General features: G+C 63.6%; 18 protein-coding genes. 9 read left to right on the forward strand and 9 right to left on the reverse strand.

Features of this window, described 5'->3' with window-relative positions; translation table 11 throughout:
• Window positions 1-62: 62 nt before the first annotated feature.
• A complete protein-coding gene (locus ACWV8V_RS08315; RefSeq protein ID WP_455899445.1) occupies window positions 63-1,238 on the forward strand; it encodes a ParA family protein in 1,176 nt (391 codons plus the stop codon).
• Window positions 1,239-1,242: 4 nt separating this feature from the next.
• Complete coding sequence (locus ACWV8V_RS08320) at window positions 1,243-2,106, forward strand: SIR2 family protein (RefSeq protein ID WP_455899446.1); 864 nt, start codon at window positions 1,243-1,245, stop codon at window positions 2,104-2,106.
• Between the two features lie 56 nt (window positions 2,107-2,162).
• On the opposite strand, the gene cfa is transcribed toward ACWV8V_RS08320, so the two are convergent.
• The 3 genes from cfa to ACWV8V_RS08335 all read right to left on the reverse strand — a co-directional run bounded on the left by cfa (window position 2,163) and on the right by ACWV8V_RS08335 (window position 4,520).
• Entirely contained in the window at window positions 2,163-3,281 is a 1,119-nt protein-coding gene (gene cfa / locus ACWV8V_RS08325; protein WP_455899447.1) for a cyclopropane fatty acyl phospholipid synthase, read from the reverse strand.
• 16 nt (window positions 3,282-3,297) lie between these two features.
• The gene (locus ACWV8V_RS08330; RefSeq protein ID WP_123730772.1) at window positions 3,298-4,152 is read right to left on the reverse strand and encodes a DUF3298 and DUF4163 domain-containing protein; all 855 of its coding nucleotides are present in this window, start codon (window positions 4,150-4,152) and stop codon (window positions 3,298-3,300) included.
• 65 nt (window positions 4,153-4,217) lie between these two features.
• On the reverse strand, window positions 4,218-4,520 hold the full coding sequence (locus tag ACWV8V_RS08335; RefSeq protein ID WP_123730903.1) for a GNAT family N-acetyltransferase: 303 nt from the start codon (window positions 4,518-4,520) through the stop codon (window positions 4,218-4,220).
• 213 nt (window positions 4,521-4,733) lie between these two features.
• On the opposite strand from ACWV8V_RS08335, the gene ACWV8V_RS08340 reads away from it, so the two are divergent.
• Window positions 4,734-4,913 carry a hypothetical protein gene (locus ACWV8V_RS08340; protein WP_123730771.1) on the forward strand — a complete coding sequence of 60 codons (180 nt, stop codon included), beginning with the start codon at window positions 4,734-4,736 and terminating at the stop codon, window positions 4,911-4,913.
• A 107-nt stretch (window positions 4,914-5,020) separates the two neighbouring features.
• Here the strand turns inward: ACWV8V_RS08340 and ACWV8V_RS08345 are convergent, their stop codons facing one another.
• Both ACWV8V_RS08345 and ACWV8V_RS08350 read right to left on the reverse strand, forming a co-directional pair.
• Window positions 5,021-5,644: a rhomboid family intramembrane serine protease gene (locus ACWV8V_RS08345; protein WP_019182898.1), complete on the reverse strand. Its 624-nt coding sequence runs from the start codon at window positions 5,642-5,644 to the stop codon at window positions 5,021-5,023.
• A 7-nt stretch (window positions 5,645-5,651) separates the two neighbouring features.
• On the reverse strand, window positions 5,652-7,214 hold the full coding sequence (locus ACWV8V_RS08350) for a POT-type proton-dependent oligopeptide transporter (protein ID WP_259261549.1): 1,563 nt from the start codon (window positions 7,212-7,214) through the stop codon (window positions 5,652-5,654).
• Window positions 7,215-7,391: 177 nt separating this feature from the next.
• Between ACWV8V_RS08350 and ACWV8V_RS08355 the strand changes: the two genes are divergently transcribed.
• The gene (locus ACWV8V_RS08355; protein WP_455899448.1) at window positions 7,392-8,240 is read left to right on the forward strand and encodes an endonuclease/exonuclease/phosphatase family protein; all 849 of its coding nucleotides are present in this window, start codon (window positions 7,392-7,394) and stop codon (window positions 8,238-8,240) included.
• An 80-nt stretch (window positions 8,241-8,320) separates the two neighbouring features.
• On the opposite strand, the gene ACWV8V_RS08360 is transcribed toward ACWV8V_RS08355, so the two are convergent.
• A complete protein-coding gene (locus tag ACWV8V_RS08360) occupies window positions 8,321-8,932 on the reverse strand; it encodes a superoxide dismutase (protein ID WP_455899449.1) in 612 nt (203 codons plus the stop codon).
• A gap of 268 nt (window positions 8,933-9,200) precedes the next feature.
• On the opposite strand from ACWV8V_RS08360, the gene ACWV8V_RS08365 reads away from it, so the two are divergent.
• Window positions 9,201-9,674: a ribonuclease domain-containing protein gene (locus tag ACWV8V_RS08365; RefSeq protein ID WP_259261546.1), complete on the forward strand. Its 474-nt coding sequence runs from the start codon at window positions 9,201-9,203 to the stop codon at window positions 9,672-9,674.
• The gene (locus tag ACWV8V_RS08370; RefSeq protein ID WP_259261545.1) at window positions 9,671-10,120 is read left to right on the forward strand and encodes a barstar family protein; all 450 of its coding nucleotides are present in this window, start codon (window positions 9,671-9,673) and stop codon (window positions 10,118-10,120) included. The genes ACWV8V_RS08365 and ACWV8V_RS08370 overlap by 4 nt, the downstream gene beginning before the upstream one ends.
• Window positions 10,121-10,224: 104 nt before the next feature.
• Here ACWV8V_RS08370 and ACWV8V_RS08375 read toward each other — a convergent pair whose 3' ends face one another.
• Window positions 10,225-11,979, reverse strand: coding sequence for a hypothetical protein (locus ACWV8V_RS08375; RefSeq protein WP_455899450.1), 1,755 nt, complete (start codon window positions 11,977-11,979; stop codon window positions 10,225-10,227).
• Window positions 11,980-11,988: 9 nt separating this feature from the next.
• Window positions 11,989-12,588, reverse strand: coding sequence for an NfuA family Fe-S biogenesis protein (locus ACWV8V_RS08380; RefSeq protein ID WP_455899451.1), 600 nt, complete (start codon window positions 12,586-12,588; stop codon window positions 11,989-11,991).
• Window positions 12,589-12,678: 90 nt separating this feature from the next.
• Here ACWV8V_RS08380 and ACWV8V_RS08385 point away from each other — a divergent pair, with 90 nt between their 5' ends.
• The 3 genes from ACWV8V_RS08385 (at window position 12,679) to zupT (ending at window position 14,439) form a co-directional block, all read left to right on the forward strand.
• On the forward strand, window positions 12,679-13,020 hold the full coding sequence (locus ACWV8V_RS08385) for a 4a-hydroxytetrahydrobiopterin dehydratase (RefSeq protein WP_019182889.1): 342 nt from the start codon (window positions 12,679-12,681) through the stop codon (window positions 13,018-13,020).
• A 4-nt stretch (window positions 13,021-13,024) separates the two neighbouring features.
• The gene (locus ACWV8V_RS08390; RefSeq protein WP_123730764.1) at window positions 13,025-13,444 is read left to right on the forward strand and encodes an energy transducer TonB; all 420 of its coding nucleotides are present in this window, start codon (window positions 13,025-13,027) and stop codon (window positions 13,442-13,444) included.
• Between the two features lie 185 nt (window positions 13,445-13,629).
• Entirely contained in the window at window positions 13,630-14,439 is an 810-nt protein-coding gene (zupT, locus tag ACWV8V_RS08395) for a zinc transporter ZupT (RefSeq protein ID WP_259261542.1), read from the forward strand.
• Window positions 14,440-14,534: 95 nt separating this feature from the next.
• On the opposite strand, the gene ACWV8V_RS08400 is transcribed toward zupT, so the two are convergent.
• Complete coding sequence (locus ACWV8V_RS08400; protein WP_429000566.1) at window positions 14,535-15,512, reverse strand: RluA family pseudouridine synthase; 978 nt, start codon at window positions 15,510-15,512, stop codon at window positions 14,535-14,537.
• Window positions 15,513-15,865 lie beyond the last annotated feature (353 nt).

Consider the following 15,865-nt stretch of genomic DNA (forward strand, 5'->3'; position numbering starts at 1 on the left):
TGACCAAACAGGCAGGAGAGGGCATGAGACGGAAATCAGTGCATAAAAAAGGATTTAATTGAATGGCTAAAACCATAGCTACAACGTTAGCGAAAGCTTCGAAACCTAAGAATGCTACTTCGCCCTCAGCCGAGAAGATCAAAAGGCCTTCTCTAAACGGGGGGCTCTCAAAAACCCCAGCAAAGAAAAGCACTCCCATTAAAAGGAAGATGCTTGCGCTATCCATGTTTAACAACAAGGGGGGTGTCGGAAAAACAACTCTAACTTGCAATCTTGCATCCCTGATTGCAACAAAATATAAAAAGAAAGTCTTAGTTGTTGATTGCGACCCACAATGCAACTCAACGCAGCTCATAATGGGAGAAAATTACGCCACTTCGCTCTATTGGGAGAAGGGCGATGCAAACGGCGTCACGACGGTCAAGGACATTCTTCAGAAAATCGAAGATGGAGACTCTGACATTAATGAGAACATCTGCCCGGTTCCGGCGTCTGGCAACAGATTCAAGGTCGACTTAATCCCAGGGCATCCATCGCTTTCCATTGTCGAAGACCGACTAGGGGCCGCATGGCACTCCCTTAAGGGCGGCGATCTTGGAGGGATTCGCCAGACAAACTGGAGCACCGCGCTATGCAACGTGCTCAAAGATAGATACGACTACATCTTTTTTGATCTCGGCCCAAGCCTTGGTGCACTCAATCGAAGCATCCTAATTGGTTGCGATAGATTCGTTACCCCCATGGGCACCGACATCTTTAGTATTCTTGGCATTAGAAATATTGGCGAATGGCTCAGCTCCTGGACCGATCTCTACAAAAACGCCCTTGAACTCTGTGAAAAATCGACCCCAGGCCGAATCGCCAGCTACCCCATAACGGTTGATCTTGCAATAAAAAAAGGATTTTCCGGATATACACTTCAGCAATACATAACAAAATCCAAAAAGGGTGTGCGACGCCCTACTAAGGCGTATGAAGAAATCATTGACAACGTTCCCGCTGAGATCAAGAACTCCCTTGGGGAATTTTGGTCCTCTTCCAATGATTTCACCGCAGCAAAGCTTGGCGACATTCCTCACCTTTACAGTCTTATCCCACTGGCACAAACCGTCTCGGCACCCATAACTTCACTAAAATCCCTAGATGGCCTAGTTGGATCTCAGTTCCAGCAAAGAGACGAATACGCCTCAATCATTACCTCGCTCGCTGAGAACCTACTCTCCAACTTGAAGAAATAAATCCATGGACTGGGATCCCGCATTTGTTGAAGAGTTAGCAGCACGCCGATGCATAATATTTATGGGCTCAGGGGTATCCGCAAGCTCGACCACTGCCGACAAGTCAAAACGGCCACCTGATTGGGAGACCCTACTGAGGCGCCTCCTGGCCTCAGCGGCGGATGATGAGGATAAGAAATTTGCCGAAGAAAAGATCGAGAAAAAAGAGTTTCTAGATGCAGCCGAGATCATCTACTCAAAAATAACTCAAGCAAATTTCACATCAATCCTCAGAGCGGAGCTGGTAACACCTAGGTATCAGCCGTCAGACATTCATCGATCTCTGCTCAAGATCGACCCGAAGATCGTAATCACGACGAATTACGACGATATATATGAGAAATTCTGCGCGACGGGGGATGCTCGAGACGGCTACAACATTTGTCGGCATCATGACACCCACCTAATTAACGACCTTCGGTCGCCGGTGAGGTCAATCATTAAGGCACATGGATGCGTAACAGACCTATCCAAATCCGTACTAACGAAACATCAGTACTTCAAAGCCAGACAAGAAAATGCAAACTTTTTCAAAATTCTTGATGCGCTATTCATCACCCACACCCTGTTTTTTGTTGGGTATAGCCTGAGCGACCCAGACATTCAACTACTGCTCGAGAACACCAACATCACCGCACCAAGTGCACACACGCACTATGCGGTTGTAAAGAGGGGGACAATGCATAGCGCCCTTCGTGAATCGGCAAAAAAGTCATACAACATAACCTTCATCGAATATGACGGCGAAGACCATCAGGAATTGATAGATGGGCTTACTGAACTCGCGGCGCAAGTTATTGAAAAGCGAGAAGCGAACCCATCCACTTAGACGAGCCCACCTTCAAAATCCGGCCCTCATTGCACGATGGGGCCGGCACCCACCTCTCACCGCGGCGGCACATACCCCCCAGGCACGCCGTTCGGCGACAACACCAACTGCCACAACTGCGCATGCCGGCAGCGGAAACTCGCCATCGAGCCGGCCAGATAGAACTGCCACATCCGGCGGAAGCGTTCGTCATAGCGCTGCGCATCCAGCCGTGGCCACGCCGCCTCGATATTGGCCCGCCACGCCTGCAGCGTCCGGTCGTAATCGGTGCCGAAGTTGTGCCAATCCTCCAACACGAACAGCCCCTCGAACGCCTCCGTCACCTGCGCGGCCGAGGGCAGCATCGAATTCGGGAAAATGTACTTGGCGATCCACGCATCGGTACGATGCCGCGACAGATTGCTGCCGATCGAATGCAGCAGGAACAATCCCTCCGGCCGCAGGCAGCGCCGCGCCATCTCGAAGTAGCCTCGATAGTTCTTGTCGCCTACGTGCTCGAACATGCCCACTGACAGGATCGCGTCGAAGGACTCGTCCACCGCGTGATAGTCCTGCAGCCGGATCTCGATCGGCAGCCCCGCGCACAGCTTGCGCGCGTACTCCGCCTGCTCCTGCGAGATCGTCACCCCCACCCCGGACACGCCATAGCGCTCGGCCGCGAACTTCAGCGCCTCGCCCCACCCGCAGCCGATATCCAGAATGTGCTGACCAGCGCGCAGCCGCAGCTTGCGGCAGATCAGATCGAGCTTGGCCACCTGCGCAGCATCCAGATCCGTTGCCTGGCGCCAGTAGCCACAGCTGTAGACCAGCCGCTGCCCGAGCATCGCCTCGTACAGATCGTTGCCCAGATCGTAATGACGCCGGCCCACCTCGAAACTGCCTGCCCCGGCCTGCAGGTTGAACACCCGTGCCCTGAGCGCATCGGCCAGATCGCGCCAGCCGTGTACGCGCTCGTCCAGGTGCGCCTGCATCAGATGAAACAGAAAGGCATCCAGCGCGCGGGCATCCCACTGCCCGTCCATGTAACTCTCGCCCAGCCCCAGCGAGCCCTGGGCGATGACCCGCGCGTAGAAGCGCGAGTCGTGCACCGTGATGTCCTGCGGCTGGTCGCCGTCAACGGTGACCCCCGCCTCATGCAGCAACCCTGTGACCCGTCGTTGCAGCCCAGCGTCCACATCGCCTCCGTCGATATCAGCCCCGGGCGAACAGCCCCGCGACATCCTGCGCCACGTGCGGCACCAGCACGGCGGCCGGAACGTCCACGGTCTGCGTGCCGTCCGAGTACGGCCCTACCTGGTAGGGCGGGAACACAAAACGTATCGCAGCGATGTGCCCGTCGGCACCGGTAAGCGGCTGGAACTGGCTGAAGTTGTCCGCGCTCGGCCCGGTGCCGTCGGCGATCATCCGGCTCGCATTGCGCAGCGATTCCTGCATCTGTGCCGGCTCCAGCTCATCGCCACTCAGCCGCGTCGCCACCCGCTCGCGCAGCTGGTCGGCCACGTAATCACTGATCGCTTTCCAGCCCTTGGCATCGGCCACCAGCTTGTCGGCGGTCAACATCTGCTGCTGCTCCGGCAGCCACACGAAACGCGCCACCAGCGGCTCGCCATGGGCGCCACCGGTGTAGCGGCTGCCATCGGCGGTCACCACCACCAGCTGCGGCGTTTCCAGTACTTTTTCGAAGCTCAGCGACAGCTCGTACGGCATCGTCGGCTTGTCATTGCCCAGCCCGTCCACCGCCTGCTGCAGTTCGGCACGCGCACTGTCGGCGTAGCCAGCCAACGCCTTGGCCAGCCCGGGATACCGGGCGATGTCCGGCGGATAACTGATCCCGACCACGGCCTGCGGCGAGGTCTCGATGACGTCGCGCAATTCGACCGGTGCATCTGCTGCCACGGTCGGTGCCGCGGGTTCGGCGGCCGTCTCCACCGGTGCGGCCGGTGCCGCTGTTTCGCCGTCGCGCTTGCATCCTGCCACCACCACCACGCCCATGGCCAAGGCCAGCGCGCTGACGCGCAGCGCGCGACGGTTTCCTGCAATGTTCATCCTGACATCCCCTTGTTGTAACCCACCATCATGATCAGCCATCCCTGAAGCATGACCCGCTGTCGTCATCGGACCAGCAGGTCGTCGTACTCCTCGTGCCGCTGCAGGAACGCCTCGGCGTACGCACAGGCCGGCACGACCTTGAACTTGTTGTCGCGCGCGTAACGCAGCGCCACTTTGGTCAATTCGCCCGCGACCCCACGGCCGGCGATCGGCTCGGGGACCTCGGTGTGGGTAATGATCATCCGCTTGCGCTTGATCTGGTAGTCCAGCAGCGCCAGATGCCCTTTGACCCGGGCCTGGAAGCGGTGGTGGTCCAGATCGTGCTCCACTTCGTAAGCCAGTCCGGGCGGCGTGACCGAAGCCATGAGCGGTGTCTCCTGCGGCGACTGACGCGATAGTGCGCAGCGGGCCGCCATGATCGTGTGAAGCCTGAACAGGGTCAGCCAGCGACGCATCACGTCACTTGCCGACCTAAAGACTGCACGGCTCAAGCCGATATCAGGTTCGGACAGGGCGTAAAAGCTGGCATGGCTTTTGCGAAGACCTGACCGGTACGAACCCGCTTTCCGGAGGTCCGCATGGACAACACTGCACCCGCCCCCGCCGCCCACGGTGATGCCGACAGCTCGCTGCTTGAGGGTCTGTTCCAGCTGGCCGTGAATGGCCAGACCCAGGGCTGGGAATTCGATCAGATCGACAACGAGGTCTATGCCCGGCTGCTGAGCACCTATGGCGTGGACGGCAAGAAGGCCGCCTGACGGTTGCCGCACTCACGACCAACGGTCGTGAGCTACCCCGACGGTCGCGGGTTGACCCGCGACCGACACACCGCGCAGGTACCGACCGTTGGTCGGTATGCCCCGCCTCAACCGCCGAGGCGGAAGGTCGGGTTGCTCAGCTCACGCAGGAAGTGGCTGAAGATGCTCGGCTGCATGGCCAGCATGAACAACACACCGAACGCCGCACCGGCCAGATGCGCGCTGTGGTTGATGCGGTCGCCGCCACGGCGGTCCATCCAGATGCTGTAGCCGACATAGAACACGGCATAGATGATCGCCGGCGCCGGAATGAACAGCACCAGGATGATCGACCACGGCTTGATCAGGATGAAGGCGAACAACACCGCCGACACCGCGCCCGATGCCCCCAGGCTGAGGTAGTTGGGGTTCTTCTGGTTCTTCAGGTAGCTCGGCAGGATGGACACCAGCAACGCGCCCAGATAGAACGCCGGATAGGTCAGGTAGCTGCCGCTCAACTGCAGCATCACCTGTTCGATGAAGCCGCCGAAGAAGAACAGCGTGATCATGTTGAACGCCAGATGCGAGAGATCGGCGTGGATGAACCCGTACGTGATCAGGCGATCGTACTGACGGTTGCGGTCCACCGCCGGCGGCCACAGGATCAGGCGGTCGGCGAGCGCACGGTTCTTGAACGCCATCCACGACACGATGACGGTGATGGCGATCAGCAGCAGGTTGACTGGGGTCATGTCAGGCTCAGGCGGTGCGGTAGTTGTCGACCATACGATAGCGCTTGGCATACCAACCGAAGGCCAACGCCGCCAGGAACGCGAAGCCGGCGAAGAAGAACATCAGGAAGGCCGCCTCGCTCAAACCGGTACTGGCGATCTGGTGGGTCACCGCATCGTTGCGCACCGCCGCGTTGGACAGCAGCACCCACAGGTTGCCGATGGTGGTGGTCAGATTCCAGAAGCTCATCACCACGCCCTTCATCGCCTGCGGCGCCTGGCTGTAGGCGAACTCCAGGCCGGTGGCGGAGACCAGCACCTCACCGAAGGTCAGCAGCGCATAGGGCAGCATCTGCCAGAAGATGGACATCACGTTGCCGCCATCCATCATCACCTGGATGCCGCCGACCACGATCCAGGCCAGGCCGCTGAAGGCGATACCGGCAGTCATCCGGCGCAGCGCGGTCGGCTCGAAGCCGAAGCGGCGCAGCATCGGGTACAGAACGAGGTTGTTGAAGGGAATCAGGATCATCACCAGCAGCGGATTCAGCGCCTGCATCTGCGACGCGGTGAACCAGCTCGGCATGGCCATCTGCTGGCCCTGCAGGACCCAGGTCGAGGCCTTCTGGTCGAACAGCGAGAAGAACGGGGTGGTCAGGGCGAAGATCACCAGCACGCGCAGCACCGAGCGCACACCTTCCACGGCCTCGGCCGGATGCACCGCACGGGCACGATCCAGCTGGATCCAGGTACCGCCACCGATACCCGCCAGCAACAGGACCAGCGCGATGCACAGGCAGATCACGATGCCCAGGCTGCCCACCAGACCCATCGAGGCCACGGCCAGCACCGCGCCGAGAATGGCCAACGTACGACCCGGACGGCCCTTGCCCGGCACCTGCGCCGACAGCGCGGTGCGCACCACGTTGCCGAACGAATGCGGGTCCTTCGGCGGCAGCGGCACCAGCACATAGCGCTTGCGGCCCATCCAGAACACGAAGGTGGCCACGAACATCAGGATGCCCGGAATACCGAAGGCCCACGATGGACCGAGGTTCTTCAGCGCCAGCGGAATCAGCAGCGAGGCGAACAGCGAGCCGAAGTTGATGATCCAGTAGAAGGCATCGAACACGACCTTGGCCAGATGCTTGTTGCTCTGGTCGAACTGATCGCCCATGAAGGAGGCCACCAGCGGCTTGATGCCGCCCGCGCCCAGCGCGATCAGGCCCAGGCCGACGAAGAAGCCCTGGCGGCTGTCCTCGAAGATGGCCAGACAGGCGTGACCGGCACAATAGATCAGGCTGAACCACAGGATGGTGTGGTACTTGCCGAAGAACTTGTCCGCCAGCCAGCCACCGAGCAGCGGGAAGAAGTACACGCCGATCATGAAGCTGTGCATGATGTCCTTCGCCTCGCCGGCGCGGCCATCGGCGGTGATCTCCTGCAGCAGCAGCGAGGTGATCAGGAACTGCACCAGGATGTTGCGCATCCCATAGAAGCTGAAGCGTTCGCAGGCCTCATTGCCGATGATGTAGGGAATCTGGCGCGGCATCTTGCCTTTGCCGGCGCTGGCGGCTGCGATATTGCTCATCCTGTGGGGCTGTCCTGCGAACACGAAAGGACCAAGATTACCGGAAGCCCCTACCCCAGCGCACGCTGCACAGCTGCATGACAGGCGACGCCGGACATGGCAGGCGGGCCGGAAACGACCGCGCGGGATGACACCCATGTCACGGATCGTCCACGGCGGAAGCGTAAACTTATCGTTATGCGCACGCACATCACCGGTGGGACCCGACGTTGGACAGGCTGGATCCTGCTGCTGTTTCTGGCGGCCCCCGCCGCAGGCGCGCATGCGCGCCAGGCCGAGGATGCTCTGCCCTCGCTGAAGATCGCCACGCTGGAACTGCCCACCCAGGACGATGCGCAGTGGCAGCAACGTCGGGACCAGGTGCTGCAGCTGCTTGAATCCATGCAGCCGGACGTGATCGCGGTGCAGCGGGTGCAGCAGAACCAGGGCCGCAATCCGGCCTGCTGGCTGGCCACCCGGCTGCGCTACAGCTGCGATTTCGTCACCGCCGACCCGCCGAGCCAGCCGCTGCGGCATGGCAGCGCAATGCTCACCCGCCTGCCGGTGACCGACGACGCCGTCACCCTGCTGCACCCGCCCGGGCAGTTCAGTGCGGCCGGCATGCTGCGGGTCAAGCTGCGCGAGGAGCTGGTCAACATCTACATCGCCCGGCTGCGGCCGGAGCCGGACGACGCGCAGATCCGCCGGCACCAGACCAGCGACCTGATGACCTGGATCGGTGCGACCTCCGATGGCCTGCCCTCGCTGATCGCCGGGGACTTCTCGGCCGACATCGGCGAACTGGTCGGCAGCACCCCGGGGTTCCAGCCAGCGCGCAAGAACCCCGGGGAACGCGTGGATCCGCCCTCGTTGGCCGGTGCGGCACGCGGTCACGGCCTGGACGTACTGTTCCAGGTCAAGCACTTCGGCGGGATCCGCCAGGACAGCATCAAACTGCCGGCCAGCGAAGGTGATCCCAACGCGATGCGCCTGGGCACCATGGCGACCCTGCGCCTGCAGACCCCGGAAAGCACCAGCGCACCCTGAGTCGCACCGCGTCCGGTGGCGCAACGAAAAACGGCCAGGCATCGCTGCCTGGCCGTTCGTGTGTCAGGTGACCTTGCCGATCAGGCAATGGCGTCCTGGTAACGACGCTCGACTTCATTCCAGTCGACGACGTTGAAGAACGCGCCGATGTAGTCCGGGCGACGGTTCTGATACTTCAGGTAGTACGCGTGTTCCCACACGTCCAGCGCCAGGATCGGCGTGTTGCCGTCCATCAGCGGGCTGTCCTGGTTGGCGCTGCTTTCCACCACGACCTTCTTGTCCGGGGTGACGCTCAGCCAGGCCCAGCCGCTGCCGAAACGGGTCAGGGCCGCCTTGGTGAAGGCTTCCTTGAACTTTTCCAGGCCGCCCAGCTGCGAATCGATCGCCTTGGCCACGTCGCCTACCGGAGCGCCACCGCCGTTGGGCGACATCACGGTCCAGAACAGGGTGTGGTTGGCATGGCCGCCGCCGTTGTTGCGCACGACGCCCTGCAGATTTTCCGGAAGGGACTTGGTCTTCTTGACCAGTTCTTCCACCGGCAGGTCGGCGAACTCGGTGCCTTCCAGCGCGGCGTTGACGTTGTTGATGTACGTCTGGTGATGCTTGGTGTGGTGGATTTCCATCGTCGCTGCGTCGATATGCGGCTCGAGCGCGTCGTAGGCGTAGGACAGCTTGGGGAGGGTATAGGCCATGTGGTTCTCCTGGTAGCTCACTCACCCGGCAAAGACCGGGCGTTGCGGAGTCGATGATGGGGATGGCCGATAAGCTTACCAAGGGCCATGTAAAGGAAACTTCGTCCTGCGTGGTCGATCGCGTGTGGGGATCGTTACGCGAAAGTGACGGTGACGCGCAGGTGCCGCAGGCCCACGTGCACCGGAGCACGCCTGTTCGGCTGCGCCTCACCGTGCAGACCGGTGATCGCAGTAGAGTAGTCGCCTCGCTCATCCCTCCTGGCCCCTCATGCGCAAGCCGCTGCTGTTGTTGATCGCCATCGTGCTGCTGGTCGGTGGCTTGGCCGCCATCAAGCTGGCCCAACGCCCGCCGGCGCCGCAGTTCGCGCCATCGCTGACGCAACCGGATACGGCGCCGGCCGCCGGTGCAGCGACGTCATCGCCGGCATCGGCCAAGGCAGCGCGCGATCCCCTGCCCCCGTTCCTGCCCGCCGAGGCGCGCGACACCATCGCGCTGATCCAGCGCGGGGGCCCGTTCCCGCACCGGCAGGACGGCAGCATTTTCAGCAACCGCGAACAACGCCTGCCGCAGCGGCCGCGCGGCTACTACCACGAATACACGGTGGACACGCCCGGTGCCGGCAATCGCGGCGCACGGCGCATCGTCACCGGCGGCACACCCCCTACTGGCTGGTTCTACACCGATGATCACTATGAAACGTTCCGTAGTTTCGACGTTCCACCTGCCGGGAGCTGGCAATGACGCATGACGGATTCGAGTTGGGCCTGCACGACATCAACAACGCCGGCATCTATGCGATCGGCAATGACGATGTCGCCCCCTTGTCGGCCGCGATGCGCGATGCCGGCCTGCGCGTGATCCAGATCGACCTGGACGGCTGCCACGACAAACGCACGCTGCTGATGCGGCTGGCCGCCCGCCTGGATTTTCCAACCGGCTTTGGCGGCAACTGGGATGCGCTGACCGACAACCTGCGCGACCTGGCCTGGCTGCCGGCCAACGGCTATGCGCTGTTCTTCAGCGATGCCGATGCCCTGCGCAGCGATGCCGGCGCGGACTTCGACACGTTGCTGGATGTCCTGGACGAAGCCAGCCGTTACTGGAGTGAGAGCAACGTGCCGTTCTGGGCATTCGTGGCACTGCGCGATGCAGACGTGGAACTGGAGCAGGACGCCGCCACGCCGTAACCCCATGTCCGGGTAGGGCCACGCCATGCTTTGCTGTGACGCCTGATACCTGGCCCTAGGGCAGCCACCCATGGGGTGGCACTACCCGCCGATGAGGCGCAGCCTCATCGGCTGCCGTTGTCTTCCTGCAGTTCTTTCTTGAACGGAATGTCCGGCGGCGGCCGCGCGATGGCGGGCTGATCCTGCATGTTCGGATCACTCAGGCCGCACCCGCCACCGAACTGCAGGACGGAAATCACGCAGGAGATTGTCGAGCTCGTGCCCGGGATCGGGATCTCGACCGCCTTGATGCCCTTGCGGACCCATTCGGCCAGCAGCGATTCGTTGGGCGCCCAGTACTTGTCGAACGAGGTCGGGGTGTAGTCATAGGGTGGACGCTTGAGCCAGGTGCCGGACTGCGCAATGCGCTCCTTGCTCCAGCCGTCTTTCTCGCCGCCGGGTGCACCGCGCTCGGTGTTGCTGGTTCCCGCCTGCCCTGGCACGCGCACGCTGCCATCGGCATTGAACAGACTGCCGCCGCTCTTGCCGGTCGCGCTGACCGCCCGCCCGTTGAGATCGGCATCCTGCGGATGATTGGCCGCACCCCAGTCGTCCGCCCGGTTGGGAGTTGCCCAGTTGCCCGGGGCCGCTGCCGCCTGGCTGGCGGGCGAACCGGCCGGGGTCGACGCGCGGTTGCCGGGCGCACGGGTGGCGCCTGGGGGAGTGGAAGGCGCCGATGCCGCCGCCGTGCTGCTCGGCGCGGCCGGCGACGGTGGCGACGGGCGCGGTGCGGCATTGGGTACGGCACGTTCGCGTACGGCGACCTCCGGCGATCGGCCCGGCACGGTCACCTCGCGCGTGGGCAGCGTGGCGACCGTCACCGCCGGCGCGGTGACCGGTCGGACCTCGCGCTCGCGCACCTGCAGCTCGCGCTGCCGAATGCTGGGATCCACCTGTGGGCCCGGCACCGTGACAGTCGGTGTCGGCGCCTCGATGACGACAACCTGGCGTTCCTGCACGCTCACGTCGGGTGTGCGCAGTTGCGGCTCCACTGCGCGCGGCGTCGGTACGTTGCTGCGTGGCGTCGGCGCTTCCACGGTGACCACGGTGCGCTCGCGCACCGCGATGTCCTGCGGATCACGCGTGACCACGCGCACCTCGGTGCGGGGCACGCTGGTGGGCGGCACCACGAAATCGGTCGTCGCCTGGGCCACATCCGTTGCCTGGACTGGCTGCTCCACCGCCGGTGTCGCTGGCGAGGGAGGGGCCGGCTGTGGTTCGCTGGGCGGCGCGGGCGTGGCGGAGGACTGCGGCGCCGACGCGGACGGCTCGCGCGCATCGGCTTCGGCCTGGGCCATCGCCTGGGCATTGGCCATCGCGGCTGCGATGGCGGCCTCGGCGGAGGCCGGTTCGGCCGCGGGCGGCTGGCCCCCCTCTTCCTGTTGCGGCGTGCCACGGCCGACAAACGCGACCTGCACGCGACCACTCTCAGCGCCCTGCTCCGGTTCACTCGGCGGCCGGATCAAGGCGACCCACAGCAGCAACAGGGCGAACATCAGATGCAGCAACGCGCTGATCACCGCGGAGGTCCAGCGCATCCAGCGCTGATCGCGCGGCGCCGGATCCCAGCCCTGCCAGAGCAGGCGACGCATCGCCTGGACGAAACTCAGTTCGGGCAGGCGCCCGCCCTGCGGTACCGGCTCGCGCTGGGTGAGATCGGCCAGCATTTCGCTGGCCCGGAACGGCCGCGGCAACGGTGACAACGCACGCAGCCACAGGCCCCACCCATAAGGCAGGCCCGTGGTTTTTTCAAGAAAGCGTTTGTCCGGCTGGCGTGCCAGCAGCCACTCGAGGATGTCGTCAGCCCGGCGCAGTGGCACGCAGCGGGATCAGGCTGCCGTGCCGCGGGGAATGTACGGCGCGTCGCCACTCTCGTGGTCGGTCGCATCGCGCACCGCAGTGATGCCCGGCACCCGCCCCATCAGGGTCTTTTCAATCCCCTGCTTGAGCGTGACATCGGCCATGCCGCAGCCCTGGCAGCCGCCGCCGAACCGCAGCAGCACGACGCCATCGGCGGAAACTTCCTGCACCGCGACTTTGCCACCGTGCGACGCCAGCTGTGGATTGACTTCGTTCTCCACTACCCAGCGCACGCGCTCGACCAGCGAGGAGCCTTCGGTCGGCGCCTCGCCCTTGATCTTCGGCGCCTTGATGGTCAACTGCTGGCTGCCGGTGGGATTGGTGACGAAATCGATCTCGGCGCCATCGACCCAGGCCACACTGGTGGCGGCCACGTAGAGGGTGAAGCCATCGCAGTCCACCGCCCACTCATCACCCAGCAGTTCACTGGGATCAGCGAACTCCAGGCGGGCATCGGCGCGCGGGGTACCCGCATCGACGGCGGTCAGGCGCACACCCATGCCGGGCACGGCCTCACGTTCGATCAGCTTGCGGAAATAGGATTGGGCAGTGTCGGATATCTGGATCATCGGGCTATTCTAGCCAATCCCTTGTGATGCGCTCATTCGGTTTATACACCGGACCGCGCATTGTTCAGTCATACAGATGTGGAGGAACCCATGGCCGACCTGATTCCGCTGGCGCAAGCCCATTGCGTGCCGCGCAAAGGCAGCGACCACAAGCTCGGCACCGCCCGGGTCACCGAGCTGCTGGCCCAGATTCCCGGCTGGGAGCTGGCCGAGGCCGGGCAGGCGCTGACCCGCACCTTCCGCTTCGACAACTACCACGGCACCATGGCCTTCGTGAACGCGCTCGCCTGGGTGGCCCATCGTGAAGACCACCACCCGGATCTGGGCGTGCATTACGACCGCGCCGTGGTGCGCTTTTCCACCCACGATGTGGGCGGCCTGAGCGAGAACGACTTCATCTGCGCGGCGAAAGCCTCGGCCCTGACGGAGTAAGCCCATGAAACTGCAGTACATCGTGCTGTCCAGCCTTGCCCTGGCCGCCTTGGCCGGGTGCAACAAGACACCCGCCGAACCGGCCGCCCCGGTCGCGGCGCCCACCGAGGTCGCCGCGGTCAAAACGCCGCCGCCGGAGTACCCGATCGAACTGGCCTGCCAGGGGATCGGCGGCACCAGCACCTTCAAGGTGACCATTGCCGCCGACGGCCAGCCCAGCCAGGTCCAGCTCGCCAGCGGCAGCGGCAACGCCCAGCTCGACGAGCAGGCGCAGAAGGCCGTACAGGCCTGGCAGTTCAAGGCGGCCACCCGCGCCGGGCAGACGGTCCCGACCACGATCCAGGTGCCGGTCAGCTTCAACCCGCCGCAGCCCAAGCCCGACCAGTGCTTCGCGGTCGAAGAACGGCTGCGTCGCGGCGGCTGATCGCCGCGTTGTGTTGAGGTCAGCCGCCGCAAACCGCGCATCATGGATCGTCAAGGCGCCCGTCGGATCAACGCGTCGCCACGCGCCCGGTGAACACCGCCCCCACGCAGCACCGCATTTGAGCGGTCCGGTGCGGAGGTTGGGATCGCATGGCGCACTTTTCTCGTACAAGGACGCGTTGGCGGATGCCTGATATTTCCAGTGAAAACGTATGGATCGCCCTGGCGGTCACCCTGGCCGCCGGCCTGGCCACCGCGCTGGGCAGCCTGATGGTGCTGTTCTCGCGCCGGCCCAACCCGCGCCTGCTGGCGTTCGGACTGGCCTTCGCCGGTGGCGCGATGGTCTTCGTCTCGCTGACCGAGATCCTCAACAAGGCGATCGACTCGTTCACCCAGGCTTACGACGCCCGGATGGGCTTTGCCTATGGCACGGCGGCCTTCCTGGTCGGCGTGCTGCTGATCGTGGTGATCGACCATCTGATCCCGAACCCGCACGAAAGCCTGGACAAACAGGATCCGCTGTTCCGCGACAACAACAAGGCCTACATCAAGCGGGTCGGCCTGCTGACGGCGGTGGCGATCACCGCGCACAACTTCCCCGAGGGCCTGGCCACGTTCTTCGCCACACTGGAAAGCCCGTCGGTGGGCATGCCGCTGGCCTTCGCCATCGCCATCCACAACATCCCCGAGGGCATCGCGATCGCGGTCCCGGTGTATTTCGCCACGCAGAACAAGTTCTATGCGTTCGGCGCCAGCCTGCTGTCCGGCCTGGCCGAACCGATCGGCGCGGCGATCGGGTATGTAGCCCTGTCCGGGGTGCTCAACCACGCCACCTTCGGCTGGGTATTCGGCATCATTTCCGGGGTGATGGTGTTCCTGGCCCTGGATGAACTGCTACCGGCCGCCAAGCGCTATGCCAAGGGCCACGAGACCGTGTACGGCCTGGTGGCCGGCATGGGCAGCCTGGCGATCAGCCTGGTGTTGTTCAAATGGTGACGGCCCGGGCTCTACCCCGATAACGCCGGGCCCTGTCACCCGATAACGTCGGCGTCGGGTCGCACCGCCCGGTAGTGCCGGCCGCTGGCCGGCGCTTACTTCAACCGGTTCAACACCTCGACCAGCTCCTCGGCCAGCGGTGCATTGATCAGGTACGGCGTCTTGCCCGCATCCAGCGCGAACTCCAGCGAGGCCGCGTGCAGGAACAGTCGTTTCAGGCCGATCTGCTCACGAAGCCGCTTGTTGACGTCAGGATCGCCGTATTTGTCGTCACCTGCCACCGGATGACCCAGGTGCTGGGCATGCACGCGGATCTGGTGGGTGCGACCGGTCTCGATGCGCACTTCGCAGTACGAATGCCCGCCCTTGCGCTCCAGCACCTTGAAGTGGCTGATCGACTCCTTGCCGATCGGATTGACCTGCACATGCCGCTCCCCACCCTGGCGCAGACCCACGTGCAGCGGGGCATCCACGGTCATGGTGCCATCGGGCATCCGGCCGGCCAGCAGGGTCAGGTAACGCTTGCGGATGCCGGCGCCGTGGTCTTCACGCAGCAGCGCCTGCAGCTCGCTCAGCGCCGAGCGCTTCTTGGCCACGATCAGCAGGCCCGAGGTATCGCGGTCCAGCCGATGCACCAGCTCCAGGGTCTTGCCCGGGCGCAGGGCGCGCAGCGTTTCGATCGCGCCGAAGCTGATGCCGCTGCCGCCGTGGCTGGCCACGCCCGACGGCTTATTCAGCGCCAGCAGCCGATCGTCTTCGAACACGATGGCATCTTGCAGCCGTTTCATGAACGCAGCGGGCGGGCCGGCTTTGTCGCCCTCCTCGTTGAGGCGGACCGGCGGGACCCGGACTTCGTCGCCGCCTTCGAGCTTGCGCTCGGCCTTGGCGCGGCCGCCGTTGACGCGGACCTGGCCACTGCGGACGAGCTTGTAGATCAGGCTGCGCGGTGCACCCTTGAGCTGGCCGAGCAGGAAGTTGTCCAGGCGTTGCCCGGCGCGATCGGCCGGGACAGTGATGATACGTACGCTGGTCATGGCTTCAGCGGCTTTGGGGGTGGGCTCGGTAACGGTCATTGGCCTTTTATTCTGTTACACTCGGCGGGCGAGATAAGGGATTGATTTCGTTGGAAGTTGCTCTGGGCCAGAAGCCCGACTTCCCGCGATTCCGGCACAGTGCGCAGCCACCGCCCCCGGGGCGGCCATGTTAGCGGCTCACCGGCGGTCCCGGCCATCGCCGGATGTCTGACACGCATTCGCGCTGAACATGTCCCTGTGGCGCTCCAGCCTGGCTGAAAGCTGCCTCCGGCCCCGTTACACCCAAACCAAAACAAATGAAGCGCTCCCGCGGCCTGCCGTGGTGTTGTAGCGCTGGAAACCCAAACCGCCCTCCCCGCGCATGCGCGATGGGCGGTGAAGCGTGACCAGAA

The sequence above is a fragment of the Stenotrophomonas sp. Ker107b genome, from assembly GCF_053847245.1.

Coding starts and splice junctions, on each gene's coding strand:
- ACWV8V_RS08335 (WP_123730903.1), bottom strand. CDS start 4,520: ATGGCTTCGGTCACGCCGCCCGGACTGGCTTACGAAGTGGAGCACGAT.
- ACWV8V_RS08320 (WP_455899446.1), top strand. CDS start 1,243: ATGGACTGGGATCCCGCATTTGTTGAAGAGTTAGCAGCACGCCGATGC.
- ACWV8V_RS08350 (WP_259261549.1), bottom strand. CDS start 7,214: ATGAGCAATATCGCAGCCGCCAGCGCCGGCAAAGGCAAGATGCCGCGC.
- zupT (WP_259261542.1), top strand. CDS start 13,630: ATGCCTGATATTTCCAGTGAAAACGTATGGATCGCCCTGGCGGTCACC.
- ACWV8V_RS08390 (WP_123730764.1), top strand. CDS start 13,025: ATGAAACTGCAGTACATCGTGCTGTCCAGCCTTGCCCTGGCCGCCTTG.
- ACWV8V_RS08400 (WP_429000566.1), bottom strand. CDS start 15,512: ATGACCGTTACCGAGCCCACCCCCAAAGCCGCTGAAGCCATGACCAGC.
- ACWV8V_RS08370 (WP_259261545.1), top strand. CDS start 9,671: ATGACGCATGACGGATTCGAGTTGGGCCTGCACGACATCAACAACGCC.
- ACWV8V_RS08355 (WP_455899448.1), top strand. CDS start 7,392: ATGCGCACGCACATCACCGGTGGGACCCGACGTTGGACAGGCTGGATC.
- ACWV8V_RS08380 (WP_455899451.1), bottom strand. CDS start 12,588: ATGATCCAGATATCCGACACTGCCCAATCCTATTTCCGCAAGCTGATC.
- ACWV8V_RS08365 (WP_259261546.1), top strand. CDS start 9,201: ATGCGCAAGCCGCTGCTGTTGTTGATCGCCATCGTGCTGCTGGTCGGT.
- ACWV8V_RS08360 (WP_455899449.1), bottom strand. CDS start 8,932: ATGGCCTATACCCTCCCCAAGCTGTCCTACGCCTACGACGCGCTCGAG.
- ACWV8V_RS08330 (WP_123730772.1), bottom strand. CDS start 4,152: ATGAACATTGCAGGAAACCGTCGCGCGCTGCGCGTCAGCGCGCTGGCC.
- ACWV8V_RS08345 (WP_019182898.1), bottom strand. CDS start 5,644: ATGACCCCAGTCAACCTGCTGCTGATCGCCATCACCGTCATCGTGTCG.
- ACWV8V_RS08315 (WP_455899445.1), top strand. CDS start 63: ATGGCTAAAACCATAGCTACAACGTTAGCGAAAGCTTCGAAACCTAAG.
- ACWV8V_RS08385 (WP_019182889.1), top strand. CDS start 12,679: ATGGCCGACCTGATTCCGCTGGCGCAAGCCCATTGCGTGCCGCGCAAA.
- ACWV8V_RS08340 (WP_123730771.1), top strand. CDS start 4,734: ATGGACAACACTGCACCCGCCCCCGCCGCCCACGGTGATGCCGACAGC.